The organism is Tardiphaga sp. vice304 (assembly GCF_007018905.1).
Lineage (GTDB): Bacteria > Pseudomonadota > Alphaproteobacteria > Rhizobiales > Xanthobacteraceae > Tardiphaga.
This window is the reverse complement of record NZ_CP041402.1, coordinates 3612425-3639244: the sequence shown is the minus strand read 5'-3', so window position 1 is coordinate 3639244 and position 26820 is coordinate 3612425. Positions and strand designations below refer to the sequence as shown.

The 26820-nt window shown below is 65.0% G+C and carries 24 protein-coding genes and 2 pseudogenes; 22 read left to right on the top strand and 4 right to left on the bottom strand.

Features of this window, described 5'->3' with window-relative positions; genetic code table 11:
- Positions 1-78: 78 nt before the first annotated feature.
- The gene (locus tag FNL56_RS17265) at positions 79-888 is read left to right on the top strand and encodes a tetratricopeptide repeat protein (protein WP_143574121.1); all 810 of its coding nucleotides are present in this window, start codon (positions 79-81) and stop codon (positions 886-888) included.
- Positions 889-915: 27 nt separating this feature from the next.
- Here the strand turns inward: FNL56_RS17265 and xth are convergent, their stop codons facing one another.
- Positions 916-1707: an exodeoxyribonuclease III gene (xth, locus tag FNL56_RS17260; RefSeq protein WP_143578035.1), complete on the bottom strand. Its 792-nt coding sequence runs from the start codon at positions 1705-1707 to the stop codon at positions 916-918.
- A 156-nt stretch (positions 1708-1863) separates the two neighbouring features.
- On the opposite strand from xth, the gene FNL56_RS17255 reads away from it, so the two are divergent.
- From FNL56_RS17255 to FNL56_RS17240, 4 genes are all read left to right on the top strand, one after another.
- Positions 1864-2994 carry an efflux RND transporter periplasmic adaptor subunit gene (locus FNL56_RS17255; protein WP_143578034.1) on the top strand — a complete coding sequence of 377 codons (1131 nt, stop codon included), beginning with the start codon at positions 1864-1866 and terminating at the stop codon, positions 2992-2994.
- Positions 2995-2997: 3 nt separating this feature from the next.
- Positions 2998-6126, top strand: coding sequence for an efflux RND transporter permease subunit (locus FNL56_RS17250; RefSeq protein ID WP_143574118.1), 3129 nt, complete (start codon positions 2998-3000; stop codon positions 6124-6126).
- The gene (locus FNL56_RS17245) at positions 6126-6968 is read left to right on the top strand and encodes an amidohydrolase family protein (protein WP_143574117.1); all 843 of its coding nucleotides are present in this window, start codon (positions 6126-6128) and stop codon (positions 6966-6968) included. The genes FNL56_RS17250 and FNL56_RS17245 overlap by 1 nt, the downstream gene beginning before the upstream one ends.
- Before the next feature lie 281 nt (positions 6969-7249).
- Positions 7250-7696, top strand: coding sequence for an RICIN domain-containing protein (locus FNL56_RS17240; RefSeq protein WP_143574116.1), 447 nt, complete (start codon positions 7250-7252; stop codon positions 7694-7696).
- 77 nt (positions 7697-7773) lie between these two features.
- Here the strand turns inward: FNL56_RS17240 and erpA are convergent, their stop codons facing one another.
- Positions 7774-8106, bottom strand: a complete 333-nt coding sequence (erpA, locus tag FNL56_RS17235; RefSeq protein WP_143574115.1) for an iron-sulfur cluster insertion protein ErpA — start codon at positions 8104-8106, stop codon at positions 7774-7776.
- Positions 8107-8204: 98 nt separating this feature from the next.
- Here erpA and FNL56_RS17230 point away from each other — a divergent pair, with 98 nt between their 5' ends.
- From FNL56_RS17230 to surE, 13 genes and pseudogenes are all read left to right on the top strand, one after another.
- Entirely contained in the window at positions 8205-9416 is a 1212-nt protein-coding gene (locus FNL56_RS17230) for a deoxyguanosinetriphosphate triphosphohydrolase (protein WP_210245405.1), read from the top strand.
- A 154-nt stretch (positions 9417-9570) separates the two neighbouring features.
- Complete coding sequence (gene argS, locus FNL56_RS17225; protein WP_143578033.1) at positions 9571-11361, top strand: arginine--tRNA ligase; 1791 nt, start codon at positions 9571-9573, stop codon at positions 11359-11361.
- Between the two features lie 101 nt (positions 11362-11462).
- Positions 11463-12884 (top strand): SPOR domain-containing protein, encoded by a 1422-nt coding sequence (locus FNL56_RS17220; RefSeq protein ID WP_143574113.1) that lies wholly within the window; start codon positions 11463-11465, stop codon positions 12882-12884.
- 46 nt (positions 12885-12930) lie between these two features.
- The gene (gene nagZ / locus FNL56_RS17215; RefSeq protein ID WP_143578032.1) at positions 12931-13956 is read left to right on the top strand and encodes a beta-N-acetylhexosaminidase; all 1026 of its coding nucleotides are present in this window, start codon (positions 12931-12933) and stop codon (positions 13954-13956) included.
- Positions 13953-14786: a segregation and condensation protein A gene (locus FNL56_RS17210; RefSeq protein ID WP_143574111.1), complete on the top strand. Its 834-nt coding sequence runs from the start codon at positions 13953-13955 to the stop codon at positions 14784-14786. The genes nagZ and FNL56_RS17210 overlap by 4 nt, the downstream gene beginning before the upstream one ends.
- A gap of 20 nt (positions 14787-14806) precedes the next feature.
- On the top strand, positions 14807-15943 hold the full coding sequence (gene scpB / locus FNL56_RS17205; protein WP_143582192.1) for an SMC-Scp complex subunit ScpB: 1137 nt from the start codon (positions 14807-14809) through the stop codon (positions 15941-15943).
- Between the two features lie 143 nt (positions 15944-16086).
- A complete protein-coding gene (locus tag FNL56_RS17200) occupies positions 16087-16335 on the top strand; it encodes a twin-arginine translocase TatA/TatE family subunit (protein ID WP_143574109.1) in 249 nt (82 codons plus the stop codon).
- Between the two features lie 99 nt (positions 16336-16434).
- Entirely contained in the window at positions 16435-16974 is a 540-nt protein-coding gene (gene tatB, locus FNL56_RS17195) for a Sec-independent protein translocase protein TatB (RefSeq protein WP_143582191.1), read from the top strand.
- A complete protein-coding gene (gene tatC, locus FNL56_RS17190; protein WP_143574107.1) occupies positions 16971-17780 on the top strand; it encodes a twin-arginine translocase subunit TatC in 810 nt (269 codons plus the stop codon). The genes tatB and tatC overlap by 4 nt, the downstream gene beginning before the upstream one ends.
- Positions 17781-17842: 62 nt before the next feature.
- Positions 17843-18133, top strand: a complete 291-nt coding sequence (locus FNL56_RS17185) for a hypothetical protein (RefSeq protein ID WP_143574106.1) — start codon at positions 17843-17845, stop codon at positions 18131-18133.
- A 78-nt stretch (positions 18134-18211) separates the two neighbouring features.
- Positions 18212-18883, top strand: a pseudogene (locus tag FNL56_RS29005) (serine--tRNA ligase); the annotation flags it as partial.
- 108 nt (positions 18884-18991) lie between these two features.
- Positions 18992-19645 (top strand): annotated as a pseudogene (serS, locus tag FNL56_RS29000) (serine--tRNA ligase); the annotation flags it as partial.
- Positions 19646-19649: 4 nt separating this feature from the next.
- The gene (gene surE / locus FNL56_RS17175) at positions 19650-20417 is read left to right on the top strand and encodes a 5'/3'-nucleotidase SurE (RefSeq protein WP_143574104.1); all 768 of its coding nucleotides are present in this window, start codon (positions 19650-19652) and stop codon (positions 20415-20417) included.
- A 165-nt stretch (positions 20418-20582) separates the two neighbouring features.
- Here surE and FNL56_RS17170 read toward each other — a convergent pair whose 3' ends face one another.
- Positions 20583-20960, bottom strand: coding sequence for a response regulator (locus FNL56_RS17170; protein ID WP_143574103.1), 378 nt, complete (start codon positions 20958-20960; stop codon positions 20583-20585).
- A gap of 271 nt (positions 20961-21231) precedes the next feature.
- Between FNL56_RS17170 and FNL56_RS17165 the strand changes: the two genes are divergently transcribed.
- Positions 21232-21882: a protein-L-isoaspartate(D-aspartate) O-methyltransferase gene (locus FNL56_RS17165; protein ID WP_143574102.1), complete on the top strand. Its 651-nt coding sequence runs from the start codon at positions 21232-21234 to the stop codon at positions 21880-21882.
- 108 nt (positions 21883-21990) lie between these two features.
- Positions 21991-23421 carry a LysM peptidoglycan-binding domain-containing M23 family metallopeptidase gene (locus tag FNL56_RS17160; RefSeq protein ID WP_143574101.1) on the top strand — a complete coding sequence of 477 codons (1431 nt, stop codon included), beginning with the start codon at positions 21991-21993 and terminating at the stop codon, positions 23419-23421.
- Between the two features lie 159 nt (positions 23422-23580).
- On the opposite strand, the gene FNL56_RS17155 is transcribed toward FNL56_RS17160, so the two are convergent.
- Positions 23581-24564 carry an ATP-binding protein gene (locus FNL56_RS17155; RefSeq protein ID WP_143574100.1) on the bottom strand — a complete coding sequence of 328 codons (984 nt, stop codon included), beginning with the start codon at positions 24562-24564 and terminating at the stop codon, positions 23581-23583.
- Positions 24565-24763: 199 nt separating this feature from the next.
- Between FNL56_RS17155 and yajC the strand changes: the two genes are divergently transcribed.
- Both yajC and secD read left to right on the top strand, forming a co-directional pair.
- Positions 24764-25147, top strand: coding sequence for a preprotein translocase subunit YajC (gene yajC, locus FNL56_RS17150; RefSeq protein WP_143574099.1), 384 nt, complete (start codon positions 24764-24766; stop codon positions 25145-25147).
- Positions 25148-25209: 62 nt separating this feature from the next.
- A complete protein-coding gene (gene secD, locus FNL56_RS17145) occupies positions 25210-26808 on the top strand; it encodes a protein translocase subunit SecD (protein ID WP_143578031.1) in 1599 nt (532 codons plus the stop codon).
- The last annotated feature ends 12 nt before the right edge of the window (positions 26809-26820 follow it).

Sequence of the window (26820 nt, the reverse complement as noted above, 5' to 3'; positions counted from 1 at the left end):
GGCAGTTTGCCGGGCCGGTCGGAGCGGCCGTCGGTCGCGCTGTTACCGGCCCCGGCAGGGCGCACGAGAAACCATGTTATGCGGATTATCGAGCGTACATTTCTTGTCGCAATCGTCCTGGGGGCCGCGTCGGTGGCCACGCCATCGCTGGCCTTCGACGGCGCCCCGGTCGGATCGGACGCGACCATCCCGATGGTTTCCGCGCTGCCCGGTACGGCTCCCATCCTGAAAAAGTCGGCCAAGCCCGAGACCACGCTGACCGCGTTGCAATATGCGGCCGAGGGCGGCCATCCGATCGCGCAGTGGAAGCTCGGCCGGATGTATGCCGACGGCAACGGCGTGGCGCAGGACGATTTGCGCGCTTTTGACTATTTCAGCCGCATCGCCAATGCCCATGCCGAGGACAGCCCGTCGGCGCCGCAGGCCACCATCGTCGCCAATGCCTTCGTGGCGCTCGGACGCTATTACCTCGACGGCATTCCGAACTCGCGCGTCAAGGTCGACACCGAGCGCGCCCGCGAGATGTTCTCCTATGCCGCGTCCTATTTCGGCAATGCCGACGCGCAATACGACCTGGCCCGCCTGTACCTGAAGGGCATCGGCGCGCCGCGCGACACCAAATACGGCGTGCGCTGGCTCGGCCTCGCCGCGCAGAAGGGCCAGCACCAGGCCCAGGCGCTGCTCGGCCAGATGCTGTTCAACGGCGAGGCGCTGCCGCGCCAGATGGCCCGCGGACTGATGTGGCTGACGCTGGCCCGCGACAACGCCGCGCCCGACGAGGTCTGGATCCAGGAAAGCTACAACCGGGCGATCAGCAAGGCGTCCGAGGACGACCGCGCGATGGCGCTGCAGATGATCGAGCACTGGGTGCAGGGCCGCAAGGACTGATCAGCCTTTGACCCTGCGGAGCGGCGATCACGCCGCCTCCAGATCCAGGTCGATCCACACCGGCACGTGGTCCGACGGCTTTTCCCAGGCGCGGACATATTTATCGATGCCGACGTCGACGAGCTTGTCGCTGGCCTGTGGCGACAGCAGCAAATGGTCGATGCGGATGCCCCAGTTCTTCTGCCAGGCGCCGGCCTGGTAATCCCAGAACGTGTACTGGCCGGGTTCGTCGGTGACGGCGCGCAGCGCGTCGGTCATGCCGAGGCCGAGCAGGGACTGGAAGCTCTCCCGCGTCTCCGGCTTGAACAGCGCGTCATTGGCCCAGGCGGCAGGGTTGTGCACGTCGGCCGGGGCCGGGATCACGTTGAAGTCGCCGGCCAGGATCAGCGGCTCCTCGGTCTTCAGCCGCAGGCGGGTGAATTCCTGCAGCCGGGACATCCATTTCAGCTTGTAGGGGTACTTCTCGGTATCGACCGGATTGCCGTTCGGCAGGTAAAGGCAGGCGACGCGCACCACGCCGGATTTCAGCGACACCACGCCTTCGATGAAGCGCGCATGGGTGTCCTCGTCGTCGCCGGGCAGGCGAGGCGTGGCTTCCTCCAGCGGGTACTTCGAGAGCAGCGCCACGCCATTGAAGGTCTTCTGGCCATGGGTGATGACATTGTAGCCGAGCGCCTCGATCGCCTCGCGCGGAAAGGCCTCATCGACGCATTTGATCTCCTGCAGGCACACGATGTCCGGCGCGCAGTCGCGCAGCCAGGTAAGCAGGTGGTCGAGCCGCTGACGGACGGAGTTCACGTTCCAGGTCGCGATCCGCATGGCAGTGTTTCCCGGTGATAATGATGGCGAAATCTTGTTTGTGTGCATACCATGCACCGTCGCGCCGTGATAGGCTGGGCCAAAGCGCATAAGTCGCTGTCGGGGGCTGGAGCATCGGAGAGGCCCGGGCATTCGGCTGTATTGACGTGGGATGTGATGAAAAAAAGTACATCGATCGCCTTGATCCTGGTTGTCGGCGCCGCGGCGGCCGCAGCCTATCTGACACGCGCGTCGTGGAGCGGCGGCAATACCAGCGCCAAGGCGCCGCCCCGCGTTCGCGTCGTCGCCGTCGACCTTGCCAAGGCCGAGCGCAAGCCGGTCCCGGTCGATGTCGATTCGATCGGCATGGTAACGCCGATCTCCAGCGTCGCATTGAAATCCCGGGTCGAGACCACCATCCTCGCCGTGCACTTCGAAGACGGCGCCAGGGTGAAGGAGGGCGACCTCCTGTTCACCCTCGACTCGCGCCAGATCGACGCCCAGATCGAGCAGGCCGAGGGCACCCTGATGAAGGACCGCGCCCAGCTCGCCGGCGCCGAGCGCGACGTCCGGCGCTTCAGCGACCTGATCGGCAAGGGCGCCACCACCCAGGTCAATGTCGACAATGCCAAGACCGCGTCCGACATCCTTGCCGGTACCATCCAGGCCGACCAGTCGGCGCTGGACAATCTCAAGGTGCAGAAGAGCTTCACCCAGATCCGCGCGCCGTTTGCCGGCCGCATCAGCCAGGCCAACGTCAAGGTCGGCAATTTCGTGCGCCCGGCCGATACCACGCCGCTGGCGATCATCAACCAGATGGCGCCGGTCTACGTCTCCTTTGCGGTGCCGCAGCGCGTGCTCGCGGATCTCCGCGAGGCGATGGCGGCGGGCTCGACCAAGGTGATCGCGACCATTCCGCAGAGCGGCCGGTCGGAAGACGGCAAGGTCGCGATGGTCGAGAACACCGTCGATTCGACCACCGGCATGGTTACCGTGCGCGGCATTATGAACAACCCGTCGGAGACGCTGTGGCCGGGCATCCTGGTGCAGACCAAGCTGATCGTGCGCAGCGAGGATGGCGTGGTGGTGCCGACCGTCGCCGTGCAGCGCAGCCAGACCGGCAATTTCGTGTTCACCGTGAAGGACAATATCGCCCATGTGCAGCCGGTCACGGTCGATCGCACCGCGCAGGGCATGTCGGTCATCAGCTCCGGCCTGACGGGCACGGAGGATGTGGTGGTCGACGGCCAGTTGCTGCTGACCGAGGGCACAAGGGTCGAGGCGCGCGCCCGCAAGGCCGGGGCCTGAGCCATGACGCTTTCCGAACTCAGCATCCGCCGCCCGGTGATGACCACGCTGCTCACCGCGACGATCATCGCGTTCGGTATTTTCGGATTCCGGCTGCTGCCGGTGTCGGCGCTGCCGAAGGTGGATTTTCCGACCATCGCCGTGACCGCCACACTGCCCGGCGCCAGCGCCGACACCATGGCGGCGTCGGTCGCGGGCGTCATCGAGCGCCAGCTCTCGACCATCGCCGGCATTTCCTCGATGTCGTCGAGCTCGTCGCAGGGCACCACCGGGATCACGATCCAGTTCGACCTCAACCGCAACATCGATGCCGCCGCCCTGGACGTGCAGACCGCACTGACCATCGCGCAGCGCCGGCTGCCGATAGAGATGACGATCCCGCCAAGCTTCCGCAAGGTGAACCCCGGCGACTTCCCGGTGCTGTTCGTCGCCTTGAGCTCATCGACGCTGCCGCTGTCGGCGGTCAATGAATTCGGCGACATCACCATCGGGCAGGCGCTGTCGCAGATCACGGGCGTCGCCCAGGTCGTGATCTACGGCTCGCAGAAATTCGCCATTCGCGTCCAGGCCGATCCGGAAGCCGCCGCGGCACGCGGCCTGTCGCTGGAGGACATCCGCACCGCGGTGTCGCGGGCCAATTCCTCGACCCCCGTCGGTACCCTGAACGGACCGAAGCAGGATATCTCGCTGCAGGCCTCCGGCCAGATGAACAAGGCGTCGGATTACGACCAGATCGTGGTGGCGTGGCGCAACGGCTCGCCGGTCAAGCTCAACGAGGTCGCCAAGATCTATGACGCGGTCGAGAACGACAAGGTCGCGACCTGGCTGAACGGCAAGCGCGCCATCGTGCTGGCGATCCAGAAGCAGCCCGACGCCAATACGGTCGCGGTGGTCGATGGCGTGCGCGCCAAGCTGCCGTCGCTGCAGGCGCAGCTACCGCCCTCGATCGAGGTCAGCGTGATGATGGACCGTTCGGTCTCGGTGCGCGAGGCCGTGGCCGACGTCGAGGAGACGCTGCTGATCGCCGTGGTGCTGGTGATCATCGTGATCTTCCTGTTCCTGCGCTCGGCCTCGGCGACCTTCATCCCGGCGCTTGCCGTGCCGATCTCGTTGTTCGGCACCTGCGCCGTGATGTACATGCTGGACTACTCCATCAACAACATGACGCTGCTGGCGCTGACGCTGTCGGTCGGCTTCGTGGTCGATGACGCCATCGTCATGCTGGAAAACATCGTCCGCCACATCGAACACGGCATGAAGCCGTTCGACGCCGCCTTGAAGGGCGCGCGCGAGATCGGCTTCACCATCATCTCGATCACCTTCTCGCTGATCGCGGTGTTCATCCCGGTGCTGCTGATGGGCGGCATCGTCGGCCGCGTGTTCCGCGAATTCGCGGTCACCGTGGCGGTCGCCATCATCGTCTCCGGCTTCGTGTCGCTGACGCTGACGCCGATGCTCTGCGCGCGCGTGCTGAAGGCGCATGATCCGCACAAGAAAGAAAACATCGTACTCCGGCTGTTCGAGCGGATGTTCGCCGCCTGGCTGCGCGGCTACGAATGGGCGCTCGACCACGTGCTGGCGCACAAGTTCCTGATGCTGATGCTGACCATCGCCACGCTTGGCGGCACCGTCTATCTCTACATGATCGTGCCGAAGGGCTTCTTCCCGCAGGAGGATACGGGCTTCCTGACGGGGATTACCGAGGCTGCCACCGACACCTCGTTCGAGGCGATGACGACCCGGCAAATGGCACTGGCCGAATTGCTGAAATCCGATCCGGCGGTCGACTACATCAATTCGACCGTCGGTTCCGGCGGCCCCAATCCGACCGCCAATTACGGCCGGCTGTTCATCGCGCTGAAGCCGCAGAAGCAGCGCGAGCCGGCGCCGGTGGTGATTGCCCGGCTGCGCCAGAAGGCCACTGCCATTCCCGGCCTGCAGGCGTTCTTCCAGAGTATCCAGAACCTCAGCGTCGGCGGCCGTCCGTCGAAGAGCCAGTATCAATATGTGCTGCAGGGCAGCGACACCGAGACGCTGTACCGCGTCTCGCCGGAGATGCGCGACCAGATCGCCAAGGTGCCGGGCCTGCTCGACGTCACCACCGACCTCTATATCAAGAACCCGCAGATGACGGTCGATATCGACCGCGAGAAGGCCGCGGTCTACGGCATCACCGTCGATCAGGTCCGCAACCAGCTCTACAACGCCTTCGGCGCACGGCAGGTCGGCACCATCTACATGCCGACCAACGACTACCAGATCATCCTGGAGGCGCAGCCGCAGTTCCGCATCGATCCCAGCGACATCTCCAGGCTCTACATGAAGACCGGCAACAACCAGACCATCCCGCTCAGCGCGGTGGCGCGGCTGGTGCCGACGGTGGGTCCGCTGCAGATCAACCATCAGGGCCAGCAGCCGGCAGTGACGATCTCGTTCAACCTGCAACCCGGCTATTCGCTGGGCTATGCGGTCGACCAGATCACCCGCATCGAGGCGGACTCCAAGCTGCCGGTGACGATCGCAACAGGATTCTCCGGCACCGCGCAGGTGTTCCAGGATTCCTTGCGCGGGCAGGGCGTCCTGATCCTCGCCGCGGTGTTTGCCGCCTTCGTCATCCTCGGCATTCTCTACGAGAGCTTCATTCACCCCATCACCATCATCTCCGGCCTGCCGTCGGCCGGCATCGGCGCGATCCTGACGCTGATGCTGTTCAAGATGGAAATGTCGGTGATCGCGATGATCGGCATCGTCATGCTGGTCGGCATCGTCAAGAAGAACGCCATCATGATGGTCGATTTCGCGCTGGAGCGCCGCCGCGTCGGGCTCTCCGCCGAGCATGCGATCCGCGAGGCCGCTTTGCTGCGTTTCCGCCCGATCATGATGACGACCTTTGCTGCGATCTTCGGCACGCTGCCGATCGCGCTCGGCGCGGGGGCCGGCGCCGAACTGCGCCAGCCGCTCGGCATCGCGGTGGTTGGCGGCCTCTGTGTCTCGCAGATCCTGACGCTGTTCATCACCCCGGTGATCTACATCTATCTCGACCGCATCGACCGCAAGCTGAAGCGCCGCCTGAATCCGCAGGAGCACGAGGCGTTCGACGAGGAGCGGCCGCGCGCCGTGGCGGCGGAGTGATGCAATTGCCCTGGGCCTCGGCTCTGGTTGCACTGACCTTTCTCGCCGCGCCGGTGCGCGCGGCCGACGAGCCGATCGAGATTTTCGACGCGCATCTGCACTATAATTTCGAGCCGACGCCGACCTTTCAGCCCGACGAGGTGCTGGCGCTGCTGAAGAAGCACCGCGTCACCGGCATTCTGGCCACCAGCCGTCCCAACACCGGCACCCATGTGCTGATGGGCGCCAAGGCCGAGGGCAAAGCCAGCGACCTGCAGGTGGTGCCCTTCATCCGGCCTTACCGCGTCCGGCCCGATATCCAGACCTGGTTCAACGATCCCGTGATCTTCGATCTGGTGCAGGACGAGTTCAAGCGCGGCTACTACCGCGGCGTCGGCGAATTCCATCTGCACGGCAAGTCCGCCGACACCGAGATGGTCAGGAAGACCGTCGATTTCGCCGTCGCGCATGATCTCTATCTGCACGCCCATTCCGATGCCGAGGCCATCGAGATCCTGATGCGGCACAATCCGCGGGCGCAGATCATCTGGGCGCATACCGGCTTCGGCCTGTCGGCGGATCGCGTCGCCGCGATGCTGGCGAAATATCCGAAGCTGTGGGGCGAGCTGTCCTATCGCAGCGGCATCGTCGACGGCGCGGGCCGGCTCACGACGGAATGGCGCGCTTTGTTCGAGAAATACCCCGACCGCTTCCTGCTCGGCTCCGACACCTGGGTGCCGGAACGCTGGTCGAGCTACGGCGACACCATGGAAGGCTACCGCGCCTGGCTGGCGCAGCTGTCGCCGGCGATCGCGAAGCAGATCGCCCATGGCAATGCGCGGGCGATGTTCGCGGAGAGATAGAGACAGTGGGTCGCACTCCTTTCCTTCGCTCTCCACTCAGAGGCAAAGGTGCCGCGCGTACAGCGGACGAGTGAGGGGGGGCCGCGAGCTCCGGGCCTATCGTCCACCCCATTCGTCGCGGCCGCGCCGCGCCGCCTTCCGCCGCAAGGTGACGTAGGAAGAAGCGCTGACGTCATCCGGCCACGGCATCCACCATGAAAAGTTCCTTTGGTATTGTTAAACCTCTAAGGTTGTGCTTTTCATAAGCAACCTTAAGTTTAAAATGGGGCCGGGGCGTTCACATGACCAACATTTGCTACCAGATCACCATGGGAACCGGGCTGGCGCTGGCTATCGATGGCAACAGCCACCAGGCCGGCAGCCAGCTGATCCTAAAAACCGCATCTACCAGCGATCCTGACCAGCTGTGGAGTCTTGTGGCCTATCCTGCGACCCGCGGACTCATACTGCTCAATCCGTATCGCGGGCTGTATGCGGCCCCGGCGTCGGGAGACAATGGAGCGGCCGTTCAGCTGTTCGATCTGCCTGAAAATCTGACGTTCGACGATGCGCACACCTGGGAAGTGGCGAGCGACTCGCCGTATCCGGTGCGGATCGTCGGCAACAACGACCAGAACCTCAATGCAGCAGGCAGCGACTGGCAGCCCATCAGCACCCCTATCATCGTCTGGAAATGGGACAGCGGTCTGAACGAAGTGTGGACGTTCAAGCCCGTCAAAACCGGCTAGCCCAAGGCGAACCAGCCTAAGGAGTCATCGCCGCCGGCCGGCGCGAGACATAAACTCTTGCGCCTTGAGATCCCTACTCAGATCGAAAAACTCGTCCCGCAGCCGCAAGAGGCCGTGGCGTTTGGATTGACCACCCGGAACGACGCGCCGATCAGATCGTCGACGAAATCGACTTCGGAGCCCGCCAGAAATGGCACCGATGCGGAATCGACCAGCACCACGGCGCTGTCGCGGTTGATAACAAGGTCATCCTCGGCCTTGGCGCGATCGACGTCGAATTTGTAGGAAAAACCTGAGCAACCGCCGCCCTCGACGGAGATGCGCAGCATGGCGCCATCGCCCTCGGTCCTGAGGATTTCGCCGATCCGGCGGGCGGCCCGCTCGCTGATGGTGACGCTGGTGGCTGTCATGATGTGACTCCTGCGGGACGCTCAGGAAGTTTGAATAACCCGCTCCGCATAGTTAAGTGCGTTGGACAGCGGAATCAATTGGATAAGGACAAAACACCGTGGCGGTTGGAATGGCGGCGCCGCGCGCGCCGTATGCCTGCGACCCCCTGCGTAGCCGGGGACGGTTGGTCGCCGAGCCGGAAAGCGCCACCCGCAGCGCCTTCCGGCGGGATTGCGACCGCGTGATCCATTCGACCGCCTTTCGCCGCCTCAAGCACAAGACCCAGGTGTTCGTGTTCCATGAGGGCGACCATTATCGCACCCGGCTGACCCACACGCTGGAAGTCGCGCAGATCGCCCGTGCCATCGCCCGCCAGCTCGGCCTGGACGAAGACCTCACCGAGACGCTGGCGCTGGCGCATGACATCGGCCACCCGCCGTTCGGACACGCCGGCGAGCGCGCGTTGGACACCTGTCTCGCCGAGCACGGCGGCTTCGACCACAACGCCCAGACGCTGCGCGTCGTCACCGCGCTGGAGCATCGCTATCCCGATTTCGACGGGCTCAACCTGACCTGGGAAACGCTGGAGGGCGTGGTCAAGCACAACGGGCCGCTGACCGACCCGGCGGGGGCCGCGCTCGGCCATTATGCCGGTCCGGGCCTGCCGCGGGGGATTACCGAATTCAACGATATCTGGGACCTCGAGCTTTCCAGCTATGCTTCGCTCGAGGCCCAGGTCGCGGCGCTCGCCGACGACATCGCCTATGATGCCCATGACATCGACGACGGCCTGCGGGCCGGGCTGTTCACCGTCACCGATTTGCGGGTGATGCCGCTCGCCGCCGACATGATCGACGACATCGACGCGCGCTATCCCGGTCTCGACGAGGTCCGGCGCGGCGCCGAACTGGTGCGCGAACTGATCTCCTATCTGCTCGGCGCCGTGGTCGGCGAGTCGACGCGGCGGCTGGCCCAGGCGCAGCTCGGCTCGGTCGAGGCAGTGCGCCGCCATGGCGAGGGGCTGATCGCGTTTCCCCGCGAGGCCGAGAAGGCCGAGGCCGGCATCAAGGCGTTCCTGAAGGCGCGGATGTACCGCCACGCCCGGGTGATGCGGGTGATGGGCGAGGCCGAATGTATCCTGTTCGACCTGTTCGCGCGCTACCAGAGGGCGCCCGAGGACCTGCCGCCGGAATGGCTGCCGACCGGTTCGGTGCCGGAAAGCGATGCCGACCGCGCCCGCCGGATCGGCAATTTCATCGCCGGCATGACCGACCGTTATGCCATCACCGAACATATGCGGCTTTTCGATTCAACTCCCGAGTTACGTTAGAATATTGGCGCAGGATATTGATTGTGCTGCTTAATATACGCCAGATTAATCCTGTATCTTGGCTTTGAAAAGATTGGCGATCCGGCTGCGAAACCGCTAATCATCCGCTTCTTCTTCCAGCCGGAATCGTCCGGCGCAGTTCTGGTTTGCACGCATGGCCTCCGCACCGTCTCCGCATCTGTTCGCCATCATGCTCGCGCGCGTCCATGCGGTCTGCCGCGCGCTGGCCGACGAAGGCACGCTGCCGGCCGGGCTCGATCTGTCGCGCGTCGTGGTCGAGCCGACCAAGGATGCCTCGCACGGCGATATGGCCAGCAACGCCGCCATGGTGCTGGCCAAGCAGGCCAGGCTGAAGCCGAAGGACCTCGCCGAAGCAATCGCCGCGAAACTGCGCGACGACGATCTGGTCGCCTCCGTCGATGTCGCCGGTCCCGGCTTCATCAACCTGACTTTGAAGACCGCGGTGTGGGCCGAGGCGCTGCGCGCCGTGCTGCGCGACGGCGACGCCTACGGCCGCCTCGCGACCGGCGTCGGCGAGAAGGTCAATGTCGAATACGTCTCGGCCAATCCGACCGGGCCGATGCATGTCGGCCATTGCCGCGGCGCGGTGTTCGGCGACGCGCTGTGCAGCCTGCTGGCCACCGCCGGCTTTGATGTCTGCCGGGAATATTACATCAACGACGCCGGCGCCCAGGTCGACGTGCTCGCGCGTTCCGCTTTCCTGCGCTACCGCGAGGCGCTCGGCCAGGACATCGGCCCGATTCCGGAAGGCCTGTATCCCGGCGATTATCTGGTGCCGGTCGGGCAGGCGCTCGCCGCCCAATATGGTGACCTGTTGCTGCTCCAGCCGGAGTCCGAATGGCTGCCGGGCGTGCGTGACACGTCGATCGCCATGATGATGGAAATGATCCGGGGCGATCTCGCCGCCCTCAACATCCAGCACGACGTGTTCTTCTCCGAGCGCTTGCTGATTTCCGGCGATGTCGACAAGGTCGCCGACACCATCGAATTCCTGCGCGCCAAGGGCGACGTCTATGAGGGCCGGCTGCCGCCGCCGAAGGGCGTGCCGGTCGAGGATTACGAAGACCGCGAGCAGACTCTGTTCCGGGCCACCGCCTATGGCGACGACGTCGATCGGCCGCTGAAGAAGTCGGACGGCGGCTATACCTATTTCGCGTCCGACATCGCCAACCACAAGAACAAGTTCGACCGCGGCTTCCGCAACATGGTCGACGTCTGGGGCTCCGACCACGGCGGCTACATCAAGCGCGTGCAGGCGGCTATCAAGGCGGTGACCGCCGGGCAGGGCACGCTCGACGTCAAGATCGTGCAACTCGTCAAACTGCTGCGCAATGGCGAGCAGGTGAAGATGTCGAAGCGCTCCGGCGATTTCGTCACTTTGCGCGAGGTGGTCGACGAGGTTGGCCCCGACGCGGTGCGCTTCATGATGCTGTTTCGCAAGAACGATGCGGTGCTCGATTTCGACCTCGCCAAGGTCCGCGAGCAGTCGAAGGACAATCCGGTGTTCTACGTCCAGTACGGCCACGCCCGCGGCCATTCGATCTTCCGCAACGCCCGCGAAATGCTGGCTGACCTGCCGGAGGAGACCGAAGCCCGGGTCGCCTATCTGAAGGACGCGCCCGTCGAGCGGCTCGACGACGCCGCCGAGCTCGGCCTGGCGCGGCAACTGGCGTTGTATCCCCGGATGATCGAATCCGCCGCGCTGGCGCACGAGCCGCACCGGATCGCTTTCTACCTCTACGACCTTGCCAGCGCCTTCCATGCGCTGTGGACCCGGGGCCGCGATATGCCTCATTTACGCTTCATTATCACTAATGATGCAGAACTTACCAAAGCGCGACTGGCACTGGTCCAGAGCGTCGTCTCGGTCCTGGCATCGGGCCTCGCCGTTCTCGGCGTCACCGCGCCAGACGAGATGCGGTAGACAGGGGACGGCCGTCTGATGGGGATCTGTGGCGGCTCACACTAGCGGCCGATCGTTGACAAGCGGGTTGGCGGCTTTCCCGAAGGGGACGCAAATTGACTATGGCTGATCATCGATACCACGACCGACCCTTCCCCTCAGACGATCACAGTCGCGATGCGTCGCGACCGCGCAGCGACGCCGATCCGTTGGCCGAACTGGCGCGGCTGATCGGTCAGAGCGATCCGTTCGCCAATACCGGGTACGGCAGCCAGTCGCGCCGCGCCGAGCCGGTGCCGCCGAAGCCGGAAGATGATGCCGATGGCGCTCCGAGCGGCCCGCCGCCGTGGATGAAGCGCGTCGCCGCGCAGGAAGCCTATCAGCCGAACACCCATCAGCCGGAAGTCACGGATCAGCATGAACCCGATACGGCCTACAAGGTGAATCGCTACGCCCCCGAGCCGGCGCCGGAAGCCGACTACCATCCGGCGCCAAGCTTCGCTGCTGCGCATCCCGATCCCTACGCCGAACAGCACTACCAGGAGCCCGCCGATCCCGCGCGCTATGATGACGCGCTGTATGGCCGGCCCGATCCCGGCTACGAGCAGCCGCAGAGTCAGAATTATGCAGAAGACCCCTACGCCTATCAGGATGCCTATGCCGACGAGCCGGCACCGAAGCGTCGCGGCGGGCTGATGACCGTGGGCGTCGTGCTGGCGCTGGCCGTGGTCGGCACTGGCGCGGCCTTCGCCTATCGGACCTATATCGGCTCGCCGCGGTCGGGCGAACCCCCGGTGATCCGGGCCGACACCGGCCCCAACAAGATTGTGCCGCCGTCATCGACCGACGCGAACGCCAAGCTGATCCAGGACCGGCTCGGCGCCGCGCCGGAGAAAATGGTGTCGCGCGAGGAGACGCCGGTGAATGTGCAGGATGCCAGCAAGGCAGGTGGCCCGCGCGTGGTATTTCCGCCGCTGAACCAGAACGCCAATCCACCCTCGACCGCCAGCGTCGCGCCGGCCGGCAAGCCGATGGTCGGCGCCCCCGCACAGGGCGGCGATGAACCGCGCAAGATTCGCACCTTTGCCGTGAAAGGCGACCAGACGGACCCGAACGCCACCCCGGCCGCCCGCCAGGCGCCGGCGCGCCTGACCGGTACGCCGCCGGCCGCCGCGCCGGCCCGGCCGGCCAATGCGCCGATTTCGCTGTCGCCACAGGCCGCTCCGGCTCCTGCCGCCCCCGCCCGCGTCGCCAACAACGCGCCGCAGGCCATAGCGCCCGCGACCACCGCTGGTGGCGGCTATCTGGTGCAGATCGCGTCGCAGCGCTCGGAGTCGGAAGCCGCGGCCTCGTTCAAGGCGCTGCAAGGCAAGTACCCGTCGGTGCTCGGGTCGCGCACGCCGACGATCAAGAAGGCCGATCTCGGCGAAAAGGGCACCTATTATCGCGCGATGGTGGGGCCGTTCGGCTCGTCCGAGGAAGCTGCGCAGATGTGCGGAAGCCTGAAATCTGCCGGCGGAAGCTGCGTCGTCCAAAGGAATTAACGGCCGTTTCCTTGACCCTGGGCGCCGATGGGGGCTAATCGGCCTCATGACCAAACGTGCCTTCATCACCGGCGTATCCGGACTGGAACTGACCGCCGAAGAGCGCGCGTTTTTGCGCGCGGAGCGGCCCTGGGGTTTCATCCTGTTCAAACGCAACATCGACAATCCCGCGCAAGTCACGAGATTGGTTGAAGAATTGCGCGAGAGTACAGGCGATCTCGATGCCGTCGTGCTAATCGATCAAGAGGGCGGCCGGGTGCAACGCCTCGGCCCGCCGCACTGGCCGGTGTATCCGCCCGGCGCCGTGTTCGGCACGCTCTATGACATCGAGCCGGCGCTTGGCCTTGAAGCCGCGCGGCTGTCGTCGCGCCTGATCGCCGCCGATCTGGTGGATCTCGGCATCACCGTTGACTGCCTGCCGCTAGCCGATGTCCCGGTCGAGGGCGCCGACGCCGTGATCGGTAACCGCGCCTATGGCACCACGCCGGACAAGGTCGCGGCCATCGCCCGCGCCGTGACGACCGGGCTGGAGCAGGGCGGCGTGCTGCCGGTGCTCAAGCACATTCCCGGTCACGGCCGCGCTACCGCCGACACCCATTTCAAATTGCCGGTCGTGGATACCTCTGCGGCGGAACTCGAAGCCTTCGATTTCGCCGCATTCAGGCCTTTGGCCGATTTACCGATGGCGATGACTGCACATGTTGTGTTTAGCGCCCTCGATCCCGAACAACCGGCGACGACATCTGCGACAATCATTGCTCAGGTGATTCGCGGCTCGATCGGGTTCCAGGGTTTGTTGATGAGTGATGACGTGTCCATGAATGCGTTGGCCGGATCGATCGCGGAGCGAACTCGCGCGATCGTGGCGGCCGGCTGCGACGTCGTCCTGCATTGCAACGGCAAGCTCGACGAGATGCGCGCCGTCGCCGCCGAGACCCCGATCCTCGCCGGCCAAGCGCTGGAACGCGCCAAAGCGGTGCTGGCGTCGCGCCGGCAGCCGGATGCGTTCGACCGCGTCCAGGGCCGTGCCGATCTCGATGCCCTGATCGCCCGCGCCGAGGCCCGCGCATGAGCGCTGAAATCCTGTCCTTCGAAACCGGGCGTCCCGCGGAAATCGTCGAGGACGATGAGCCCTCCCTAGTCGTAGACGTCGAGGGCTATGAAGGCCCGCTCGACCTGCTGCTCGCTTTGGCGCGGCAGCAGAAGGTCGACCTGCACAAGATCTCGATCCTGGCGCTCGCCGACCAGTATCTCGTCTTCATCGAAGCCGCGCGAAAAATCCGCCTGGAACTGGCTGCCGACTACCTTGTGATGGCGGCGTGGCTGGCGTTCCTGAAGTCGCGGCTGTTGTTGCCCGAGCCGCCTTCGGCCGAGGGCCCGAGCGCCGAGGACATGGCGACGGCGCTGGCCAACCGGCTGCGCCGGCTGGAGGCGATCCGCGAGGCCTCCAACCAGCTGATGACCCGGCCGCAGCTCATGCGCGATATTTTTCCGCGCGGCGCGCCCGAGGCGATCGCCGAGGTCAAGCATCCGAAGTTCACCGCCACGCTTTATGATCTGCTGTCGGCCTATGCGACGCAGCGTCAGGCCCGCGTGCTGACCAAGGTGCATCTGGCGCGCCGCACCGTGTGGTCGCTGTCGGAGGCTCGCGCCTCGCTGGAGCGCCTTGTCGGCATGGCCGAGGACTGGAGCCGGCTCGACGAATATCTGCTGGCCTATGTCGTCGATCCCGCCCAGCGCGCCACCGTGATGGCATCGAGCTTTGCGGCTGCGCTCGAGATGGTCCGCGAGGGCACGCTCGATCTCAGCCAGAAGGCGGCGTTCGCGCCGCTGTATTTCCGCAAGCCCCCGCCGCGTTCCGCGACGGCTGCGCTGGTGGAGCCGGACGTTCCGGCCGAGTAGTGGAAGAAGGAGATCCCGACATGGCAAGCCTCGCCGAGAAAATCATCGACGATGCCGAGGATCCGATCGTGCAGGCCGACGATCAGCCGGAAGCACGTCCCGAGGAACTGCGTTTGCTCGAAGCGCTGCTGTTCGCCTCCAGCGAGCCGCTCGACCAGGCCGCCTTGGCCAAGCGCATGCCGGACGGCGTCGACATCAAGTCCGCGCTGGCGCGGCTGCAGGCCGATTATGCGATGCGCGGCGTCAACCTGATCCGCGTCGCCAACAAATGGACGTTTCGCACCGCCGGCGACCTGTCCTGGCTGATGACCCGCGAAACCACCGAAACGCGCAAACTGTCGCGCGCCGCGGTCGAAGTGCTGGCGATCGTCGCCTATCACCAGCCGGTGACCCGCGCCGAGATCGAGGACATCCGCGGCGTCGTCACCTCCAAGGGCACGCTCGACGTGCTGCTGGAGACCGGCTGGATCCGGCCGCGCGGCCGTCGCAAGACGCCGGGCCGCCCGCTGACCTTCGGCACCACCGATACGTTCCTGTCGCAGTTCAGCCTGGAAGCGCTCGGCGACCTGCCGGGCCTGGAAGAGCTGAAGGGCACCGGCCTGCTGGATTCGCGGCTGCCCGCGGGCTTCAGCGTGCCGAACCCGTCCGACGATCCCACGTTGCGCGAGGACGAGGATCCGCTGGAAGACGGCGAACTCGGTCTGTCGCTGCCTGAACCGGAGCCTGAATTCCCCGGACTGATCGAAAAAGCGGTCGACGCCCTCGAACTGGAAATTGCCGAGCGGCAACTGGTCGATCCGGAAACCGTCGAGGCTGAAGCCGGCGATGTCGTTGGCTTTGCCGAGGTCGAGGAAATCGTCGAAATCGAGGTGGTCGAAGCCGAACTGGAAGTCGGGGACGACCTGGCCGAGTTGGCTGAGGACGCCGACGTGTCCGAAGAGGCGGATGCCGGGCTGGAAACCGCCGAACCTGAACTGGGTGATGCCGACACCATCGAGGCGGAGATAGACGCCGCCGAGACCGCCGAGATCGAGGCCGAGGCGCCCGAATCGGCCGAGCTTGAGGCCGATGGACTGGAGGAGACCGAAGCGGTCGATCCGGCGCCGCGCCTCGGCGAGGCCGGTTCTGACGAGCCGGAAGAAGACACCGAACGCTGATTCCGGGCCGTTAACGCTCGCGGCGACGCGCGGCGTTATGCGCGATTTCACGGGGGCTTAGGTCCTTGTTTTTGACATGCCCGCGTCCTACGTTCCGGTCAGATTGACGGCCGGGCGACCGGCCGCGTGTGGAGGGTTTCAGGATGGGTTCACTCAGCATTTGGCACTGGATCGTGGTGATCGGGGTGGTCCTGTTGTTGTTCGGCCGCGGCAAGATTTCCGACCTGATGGGCGACGTCGCGCAGGGCATCAAGGCCTTCAAGAAGGGCATGGCCGACGACGACAAGACGGTACCGCCCGCCGAGAAGCCGATCGAGCCGGTCCGCACCATCGATCAGCCGCCGGCGCCTGCCGCCACGCGCCCCGCCGACGTCGGCACCAAGGTTGGCTGATCTGGCTGCCTGTTGCAGCGGGCTGCCCGTTGCAGCCGGATCGCGCCGGACCTATGAAAGGGACGCGGGACGCCTCGTCTCGCGTGAGCGGAAGAATTCATGTTCGACATCGGGTGGAGTGAACTGGTCGTCATCGCGGTGGTCGCGCTGATCGCCATCGGCCCGAAGGAATTGCCCGGCGTGCTGCGCATGGTCGGGCAGTGGATGGGCAAGGCGCGCAAGATGGCGTCCGAGTTCCAGGGCCAGTTCAACGAGGCGATGCGCGAAGCCGAGATGGAAGACGTCAAGAAGGCGTTCGACGACATCAAGGACACCGCCTCCGGTTTTACCAAGACCAACATTCTGACCTCGCTGACCAAGGACGTCAGCGACGCCATAACGATCGACAAGATCGAGAATATCGATACGCCGCCGGTCATGCCCACCACGCCGGAGCTGCCGACGGCGGAGACCTTCGTCGAGGCCGAGGCACACAATCCGCAGATGGAGCCGCTGGCGATCACCTCGGAAGTGCAGGCCGCCGCTATCGAACCGCCGGTTGCTGCCATGCCCGCGGTCCAAACGTCTGCCAGCGACGTCGCCGCTGTCCAGCCCGAAACGGCCAACCCCGACGTGTTGAAGGACGCGAGAGCGTCATGAGCGCGGAAGACATCGAAGCCTCGAAGGCGCCGTTGATGGATCACCTGATCGAGCTGCGTTCGCGGCTGATCAAGGCGCTGCTGGCCTTCGCCATCGCGTTCATCTTCTGCTTCTTCTTCGCCAAGCAGATCTACAATGTGCTGGTGTGGCCGTTCGTCTGGGTAGCCGGTCCCGAGAATTCGAAGTTCATCTACACCGCGCTGCTGGAATATTTTTTGACCCAGCTGAAGCTCGCGATGTTCGGCGCCGGCTTCATCTCCTTCCCGATCATCGCGGCGCAGGTCTACATGTTCGTGGCGCCCGGGCTCTACAAGCACGAGCGCGGCGCCTTCGTGCCCTATCTGATTGCGACGCCGTTCTTCTTCGCAGCCGGCTCGTTGCTGGTATATTTCATGGTGCTGCCGATGCTGATCCGGTTCTCGCTGGGCATGCAGCAGACCGGCAGCAGCGACACCGCACAGATCGCGCTGTTGCCCAAGGTCGGCGAATATCTGTCGCTGATGATGTCGCTGATCTTCGCCTTCGGCATCGCGTTCCAGTTGCCGGTGATTTTGACGCTACTCGGCCGCATCGGCGTGCTGACGTCGCAGCAATTGAAGGACAAGCGCCGCTATTTCATCGTCATCGCCTTCGTCATCGCCGCAGTGCTGACCCCGCCCGACGTCATCAGCCAGGCCTCCTTGGCGATCCCGCTGATGATCCTGTACGAGGGCTCGATCATCGCGGTGAAGATCGTCGAGCGGAATGCCAAGAAGGCCGCGGCGAAGGCGGCGGGTGCGGGCACGGACGTGACTCCGGCGGAGTAGTCGGTTGCATCTTTAGGTTGCGTTTCGTAATCTGCCGGGTAGGTAGGCGGCGGGAAGTGACCTTGGCATGGGCTTTTGATACACTCGGTTACTCAAAGCGGCTGCGGGATGCCGGCGTGCAAACCAATCACGCCGAGGCCCACGCGGAAGCGACGCGGGATTTCGTCATGACCGAATTGGTGACAAAAACCGACCTGCTTGTCGCCATGTCGGATTTCGACGCAAGATTGCTGGCCACCCGGAACGATCTTCAAGCAGCGATAGAGAAATCCGCGCTGCAGGTAACGATACGTCTAGGCGGTATTGTCGCTTTGGGCGTCGGCCTTTTGGCGGCCTTGCAACGCATTCACTGATGGCTTGTCCCGCCATTTGATGTTCCCAATCACCGGCGTTCGGGGTACTCAGGGCCACGTTTGCCCAGGACCCCCGCCATGCACGACATCAAATCGATCCGCGACAAACCCGAGGCCTTTGACGCCGCACTGAAGCGGCGCGGGCTGGCGCCGCTGGCTGCGTCGCTGCTGGCGATCGACGAGACCCGGCGCACGGCGATCCTGGCGTCCGAACTGGCGCAGGCGCGGCGCAATGCGGCCTCCAAGGAAATTGGTGACGCCAAGAAGAACAAGGACGACGCCCGCGCCAACGCGTTGATGGCCGAGGTCACCGAACTCAAGACCACGATGCCGGCCATGGACGCCGCGGCGAAGGCGGCTGAGGAGCAACTCAAGACCGCGTTGGCCGAGATCCCGAACCTGCCGCTCGCCGAAGTGCCCGAAGGTAGCGACGAGCACGGCAACGTCGTGCATCACCATTTCGGCGCCAAGCGCAGCTACGCCTTCGCGCCGAAGCCGCATTACGATCTCGGCGAAGCCATGGGCTTCATGGACTTCGAAGCCGCCGCCAAACTCAGCGGCGCGCGCTTCGTCGTGCTGAAGAGCGGGCTGGCGCGGCTAGAGCGCGCGCTTGGCCAGTTCATGCTCGACCTGCACACCAATGACCATGGCTACATGGAAGTGAACCCGCCAATGCTGGTGCGGGACGACGCAATGTTTGGCACGGCGCAGCTACCAAAATTCAGCAATGACCAATTTCGTGTCGAAACTGAAGAAGTGCAGCGCAAGCACGCCTACAAAACTTTTGAGCAGGATAAGATGGCCATTCTTGATTACGTTGAAAAGAACGGTATCGAAGCTGCAAAAATAGAGCGCTTGGAGATCGGAGATTTTGTGTATGACCACAATCCCGATCGAATGTGGCTCATCCCCACCGCCGAAGTCCCGCTGACCAACCTCGTCCGCGAATCCATTCTCGACGAAAAAGAACTGCCGCTGCGCATGACCGCGCTGACCCAGTGCTTCCGCGCCGAGGCCGGCGCCGCCGGACGCGATACGCGCGGCATGATCCGGCAGCACCAGTTCACCAAGGTCGAACTGGTCTCGATCACCACGCCGGACAAGTCGAGCGAAGAGCACGAGCGCATGCTGTCCTGCGCCGAGGAAGTGCTGCGCCGGCTCGACCTGCATTACCGCGTGATGACGTTGTGCACCGGCGACATGGGCTTCGCCTCGCAAAAGACCTACGACATCGAAGTATGGATGCCCGGGCAGGGCGAGGGCGGCGCCTATCGCGAGATCTCGTCGTGCTCGGTGTGCGGCGACTTTCAGGCCCGCCGCATGGACGCGCGCTACCGCGCTGCCGACGGCAGACCGCGCTTCGTCCACACGCTGAACGGCTCCGGCACCGCGGTCGGCCGCGCGCTCATTGCCGTGATGGAAACCTACCAGCAGGAAGACGGCTCGATCGTCGTCCCCGACGTGCTGCAGCCCTATATGGGCGGACTCAAAGTAATTGGAAAAGGCATCTGAGCGCATGCGAATTCTCTGCACCAATGACGACGGCATTCACGCGCCCGGCCTGAAGATCCTCGAACAGATCGCCAAGGAACTGTCCGACGACGTCTGGGTGGTGGCCCCCGAGATGGACCAGTCCGGCGTCTCGCATTCGCTGTCGCTGAACGATCCGCTGCGGCTGCGCGAGATCGGCCCGCGGCACTTTGCGGTGCGGGGCACGCCTACCGATTGCGTCATCATGGGCGCGCGCCACATCCTCTTGGACAAGCAGCCCGACCTGGTGCTGTCCGGCGTCAACAAGGGCCGCAACGTCGCCGAGGACGTGGTCTATTCCGGCACCATCGCTGGCGCCCTGGAAGGCACCATTCTCGGCTTTCCCTCGGTCGCGCTGTCGCAGGAATTTTCCATGGAAACCCGCCACGCGCCGCTGTGGGATACCGCGCTGAAATTCGGGCCCGACGTGTTGCGCAAGGTGATTGCGGCCGGCGTGCCGAAGAACACGGTGATCAACGTCAACTTCCCGGCCTGCGCGGCCGATGACGTGCAGGGCGTCCGCGTCACGCGGCAGGGCAAGCGCAACCAGGGTTTCCTGCGCGTCGATGAGCGCAAGGATGGCCGCGGCAATCCGTATTTCTGGATCGGCTTCGAGCGCATCGCGGTGGTCGACATGCCGGCGGAAGGCACCGACCTGGCCGCGCTCGCGGCGAAGTACGTCTCTGTCACGCCGCTGCGGCTCGACCGTACGGACGAGGCCTTTTCCGAAGCGCTGACGGCGGCGATGAAGTAGGGCTGCTACGGCGTTTGCGGCGCATCCTTCGAGCCCGTCGCTTCGCGACGGCGCCTCAGGATGACGGCGGAGTTTGTTGCGACGGGTCTCGTCTTGCTGTCCCGCCCGCCGCCGTCATCCTGAGGTGCTCGCCCGCAGGGCGAGCCTCGAAGGATGGATGTTCAGCTAAACCGCCACGCCCTTCAGCGTATCCGCCAGCACCTGCGCCAGCGTTTCCATCTGGAACGGCTTCTGCAAGGTCGGGCGGTCGCGGAATTCTTCTGGCAGGCCCTGCGCGCCGTAACCGGTGGCGAAGATGAAGGGACGGCCGCGCGACTGCAGCACCTCGGCGACGGGTGAAATCACCTTGCCGTTGACGTTGACGTCGAGGATCGCGATGTCGAACTCGGTCGAGCCGGCCAGGCGAATGGCCTCGTTGATCTCGCCGGCCTCGGCCGCCACGCTGTAGCCGAGCTCCTCGAGCATGTCGGCAACCATCATCCGGATCATTACCTCGTCCTCGACGAGGAAAACTGATCCGCCCGGCGGTTTGGTGGCAGTCATGGCCGGCTTCCTTACTTGATTATCGAATCAAAATAGCAGATCGCAGTTCCGAAGCCAGCCGCCGGCGGGGGCGCCTTGCGAGAACGGCTGCCTGGCTCGGATCCGCCCGGAACCATGGGCAATGGAGGCCCTTCGCAAGATAACACCCCGTTACGGCTTCGGACAGCGAAACGGAAGAATAAATCGTGAACTGGCTTACCGTGTTCTGAAGAATTGCGTCAATCTATCTGCGCTAGGTTGCGCGCTCGAATTTGCGTTGCGTGAGGCTGCCATGATCACCGTCGGACATCCGCCCGAACAAATGATGTTCCAGCTCAGCCTGCGGCGGCGCGGCATCAGTGACCGGAGCGTGTTGCGGGCCATGGAGGCCGTGCCGCGCGACCAGTTCGTCGCCGCCACCGACCGGGAACACGCTTGGCAGGACACCGCTCTGGCGATCGCCTGCGGCCAGACCATCAGTCAGCCCTTCGTGGTCGCCTACATGACCGAACAGTTGCAGGCGCAGCCGGAACACCGCGTGCTGGAAATCGGCACCGGCTCGGGCTACCAGGCCGCGATCCTGTCGAAGCTCGCCCGCGACGTGCTGAGCATCGAGCGGTACCGAACCCTGGCGGATTCCGCCCGCGCCCGGCTGGAGCGCCTCGACCTGCACAATGTCGAAGTCATGCTGGGCGACGGCTATGCGGTGCCGGCCAGTGTCGGCTCGTTCGACCGCATCATCGTGACGGCTGCGATGGAGGAGGTGCCCGACGCGCTGCTCGGCCGGCTCGAGCCGGAAGGCATCTTGATCGCACCGGTCGGCCCGCAGGCCGGCGTGCAGACGTTGATCCGCTATCGCAAGACCGGCGACTTGTATGAGCGCAGGGCCCTGGTCGATGTGCGCTTTGTACCGGCGTTGAAGGGCGTTGCGCGCGAGATGTGAAAAAGTTCAGCGCACCGCCGGCTTCCTGCCCGCAGGGTTAAAGGCTTGGTAATACCGACAGTGTTTACTCAAAAGAGTGATTTTTTGTTGCGTATGAGTGAGTAACCCATGTCCAGCGTTGTCGAGTTGCTTTGCTCCCGCCGGGCCCCGCAGGTCGCGGTGCTGGCGCTGATGTCGATCGGTTTTGCCGGCTGCAGCGCCGACATGCAGACGCGGTTGTCGCAGAATCCCTCTTTTGAGCCCGGCCAGTCGCGCGGTTTTGGCTGGCAGGGTGATACCACCGGTTCGGTATCGCAGCCGCGTCAGCAGGCACAGCCGCCGGCGCCGCGCGAGATGCCGCAGTACCAGCGCCCGGCCTACAACCCGCCGCCGACCTATCAATCCTCCGCGCTGCCGCCGCCGATCGCGGCGCCGCAGTCCTATCCGTCCACCCCCGTCGCATCCGCCCAGCCGGTGACCGGCGGCGGCCGCGGGATGGGCTCCTACACGCCGCCTGCCGCGCCGATCGAGACCACGGCCTCGGTCGCGCCGCGCTCGGTGGCGGCGACCAATGGCCAGGCCCGCGACGGCGGTACCAAGATCATCGTCGGCACCTCCGATACGCTGGAGACGCTGGCGCGTCGCTACAACGTGTCGTCGGCTGCGATCCTGCAGGCCAATGGCTACAAGGGGCCGCGCGCGCTGTCGCCGGGCCAGAGCCTGGTGATTCCACGTCAGGGCACTCCGGCCGTGGCCGCCGTGCCCGCCGCTCCGGCGCGTCCGGTGGCGATCGCCGCTGCCGCGCCCGCACCGGCCGCCGCTTCGGTTCACTTCGTCAATCGCGGCGATACGTTGATGAGCATTTCCCGTCGCACCAATGTGCCGGTCGCCGATCTGGCCCGCGCCAATGGCCTGGCGCCGAATGCCGGCCTGAAGCTCGGCAGCAAGATCACGGTGCCCGCCGCTACCCGGGTTGCTGGCGCACCGCCGGCGCCGCTCGGCGCGACGGCTCCTGCCGCCGTGGCCGCAGCCCCCGCCGGCACGGTGGTGTCCGCGCCCGCGACCCGCGTCGCCACCAATGAACCCGTGCAGAAGGCCCGTCTCGCCCAGACCTCCACGACCCCCGAGGAAGTCGCCGCACCGGAATCCCCGGTCAAGGCGGCGGATGCCACCGGCGCGCTGCCGACCTTCCGCTGGCCGGTGCGCGGCCGTGTCGTCACCGCCTACGGCGCCAAGACCAACGGCAAGGCCAATGATGGCATCAACGTCGCGGTGCCCGAGGGCACGCCCGTGAAGGCCGCCGAAGACGGCGTCGTCGCTTACTCCGGCAACGAACTGAAGGGCTATGGCAATCTGGTTCTGGTTCGCCATTCCAACGGCTATGTCACCGCCTACGCCCATGCCAGCGAGCTGATGGTCAAGCGCGGCGAAACCATCAAGCGCGGCCAGGTGATCGCCAAGTCCGGCCAGTCCGGCGAAGTGAGCTCGCCGCAGCTCCACTTCGAGATCCGCAAGGGCTCCTCGCCGGTCGATCCGAACCAGTTCCTCAGCGGTGGCTAGGCAAGCTGAACTATACAACGCAAAATGCCCGGCTCACGCCCGGCATTTTTTGTAGCCCGGATGATAATCCGGGGCCGGCTCGTCCACGTCCATACTGTTCCCGGATTGCGTCAGCGCGCCGTGCTACGCACGGCTCGCTGACTTCATCCAGGCTACAAGTTACTTCCCCGCCAGCCGCACGCCCATCCGGCCGGCCAGTTCCTGCGTGAACTGCCAGGCGACGCGGCCGGAGCGCGAGCCGCGCGTCGTCGACCATTCCAGCGCCTCGCGCTGCAATTCGTCGGCATCGAGCTTGATGCCAAAATGGCTGCAATAGCCGCGCACCATGTCGAGATATTCGTCCTGGCTGCATTTGTGGAAGCCGAGCCACAGCCCGAAGCGGTCCGACAGCGAGACCTTCTCTTCGACCGCCTCGCCGGGATTGATCGCTGTGGAGCGTTCGTTCTCGACCATCTCGCGCGCCAGCAGATGGCGGCGGTTCGAGGTCGCATACAGGATGACATTGTCCGGCCGGCCCTCGATACCACCCTCCAGCACCGCCTTCAGCGATTTGTAGGAGGCGTCGTTGCCGTCGAACGACAGGTCGTCGCAGAACACGATGAAGTAGAAGTCCGAGGCGCGGATCTGCGCCATCAAGGCCGGCAGGCTTTCGATGTCCTCGCGGTGGATCTCGACCAGCTTGAGCCGGCCATCGACGCCCTTCATGGCGTTGACGCGGGCATGTGCGGCCTTGACCAGCGAGGACTTGCCCATGCCGCGCGCGCCCCACAACAGCGCGTTGTTGGCGGGCAGGCCGGTGGCGAAGCGTTCGGTGTTCTCGATCAGCATGTCGCGCATCCGGTCGATGCCGTGCAGCAGGCCGATGTCGACGCGGCTGACCTTCGGCACCGGGGCAAGGCGGCCGTCGGGGTGCCAGACGAAGGCGTCGGCACGCTTCAGCGAATCGGCATTGTCGAATTTGGGGGAGGCAGCGGCCATGCCGGCGGCGATCGCTTCCAGCGCCCGGGCGATACGCTCGTCCATCGCCGGCGCTTTGGCGGCACGGGGACGTTTTGCCGCGGCGGCCTTGCGGGCCGGGGCAGGACGCTTCGGAGAGGGCTTGGCAACCCGGCGTGGGGCGGTTTTAGCGGGTTTTTTGGACATTTTGGTCCTTCCTGTCGGGGCACCCATAACGAGCCCGGCGGCCCGCCGCAAGCGCTTCAAATGTGAGGCAAATCAGCGCCGGGCGACGTTGCAATTGGGGCCGCGGTGGTTATAGTCCGCGCGAATTTGCCAAACTGGCCGAACGCCGCTGCGTCGCCGGTTTTTCCCATGTTTTCAGGTTTTCACGAGGAATACCCCGATGTTCATTACCCCTGCGTTTGCCCAGGCTGCAGCCGCCGGTGGCGATACCGGTTCGATGCTGATGTCGCTGCTGCCGTTCGCGCTGATCTTCGTGATCATGTATTTCCTGATTCTGCGCCCGCAGCAGAAGAAGGTGAAGGACCACGCCGAGCTGGTGAAGAACATCCGCCGCGGCGATACCATCGTCACCTCCGGCGGTATGGTCGGTAAGGTCACCAAGGTCGTCGACGACGAGCAGATCGAGTTCGAGATTTCCGACGGCGTCCGCGTCCGCCAGATGCGGACCATGATCGCCGGCGTCCGCACCAAGGGCGAGCCGGCCAAGGACAAGGCCGAGAAGGCCGACATCAAGGCCGTCAAGGACGACAGCACCGCGAGCTGATGCGTTCCAGCGAGCTAACGCTGCGCGCGTCGCCATCTCACCGAATCTGACGGGTCAACTCGATGTTGTATTTCACGCGGTGGAAGGCGCTGGCGGTCATTCTCACGGCGCTGGCGGTCTGCCTGTGCGCGGTTCCGAACTTCTTTCCGGAGTCCCAGGTCAAGACCTGGCCGAAATGGGCGCAACGCCATCTGGTGCTCGGGCTCGATCTGCAGGGCGGCTCGCATATCCTGCTCGAGGTCGATTCCAATTCGGTCAAGAAGGACAAGCTCGATCAGGTTCGCGATGATACCCGCCGCACGCTGCGCGAAGCCCGCATCGTCTATACCGGCCTGAGCGCGCGTAATGATTCCGTCGAAGTCCGCATCACCAAGGAAAACGAAGTCCAGACCGCGCTGACCAAGCTGCGCGAGCTGTCGCAGCCGCTCGGCGGCCTGCTGGGCTCCAACGGCCAGCGCAGCCTCGAAGTGTCCGACGCCGGCGGCGGCCTGATCCGGCTGACCGTGCCGCCCGCCGCGATCGCCGACCGCGTCCGCCAGTCGGTCGAACAGTCGATCCAGATCGTCGAGCGCCGCGTCAACGAGCTCGGCACCGTCGAGCCCCTGATCCAGCGCCAGGGCGCCGATCGTATCCTGGTTCAGGTCCCCGGCCTGCAGGATCCGACCCGGCTGAAAGAACTGCTCGGCAAGACCGCGAAGCTCGATTTCCGCATGGTCGATTCCAACATACCGGCCGATCAGGCGCAGGGCAGGGTGCCGCCGGATTACGACCTGTTGATGAGTTCGCAGTCGCCGAAGGTGCCCTATGTCGTCAAGAAGGAGGTGCTGGTGTCCGGCGCCGATCTCGTCGACGCGCAGCCCGGCTTCGACCAGCGCTCCAACGAGCCGATCGTGTCGTTCCGCTTCAACTCATCCGGCGCGCGCAAGTTTTCCGACGCGACCGTGAAGAACGTCGGCCAGCCCTTCGCCATCGTGCTCGACAACGAGGTAGTGTCGGCTCCCGTCATTCGCGAACCGATCACCGGCGGCTCCGGCCAGATCTCCGGCTCGTTCACCGTGCAGCAGGCCAACGACCTCTCGATCCTGCTGCGCGCGGGCGCGCTGCCGGCGCCGCTCACCATCATCGAGGAGCGCACCGTCGGTCCCGGCCTCGGCGCCGACTCGATCGCCAAAGGCGAACTCGCGGCCTATGTAGGCTCTATCCTCGTCATCATCTTCATGCTGCTGACCTATCGTTTGTTCGGCCTGTTCGCCAACATCGCGGTGGCCATCAATGTCGCGATGATTTTTGGCGTGCTGTCTTTGCTGAATGCGACGCTGACCTTGCCCGGCATCGCCGGCATCGTGCTGACCGTCGGCATCGCGGTGGATTCCAACGTGCTGATCTATGAGCGCATCCGCGAGGAACTGCGCGGCGGCCGCACCGCGATCTCGGCGATCGACGCCGGCTTCAAGCGCGCGCTGTCGACCATTCTGGATTCCAACATCACCACCTTCATCGCCGCCGCGGTGCTGTTCTACATCGGAACCGGTCCGGTGCGCGGCTTCGCCGTGACGCTCGGCATCGGCATCCTCACCACGGTCTTTACTGCCTTCACCGTCACCCGCCTGATTGTGGCGACCTGGGTGCGATGGAAGCGGCCGACCAGCGTGCCGATTTGAGATTGCGGAGCT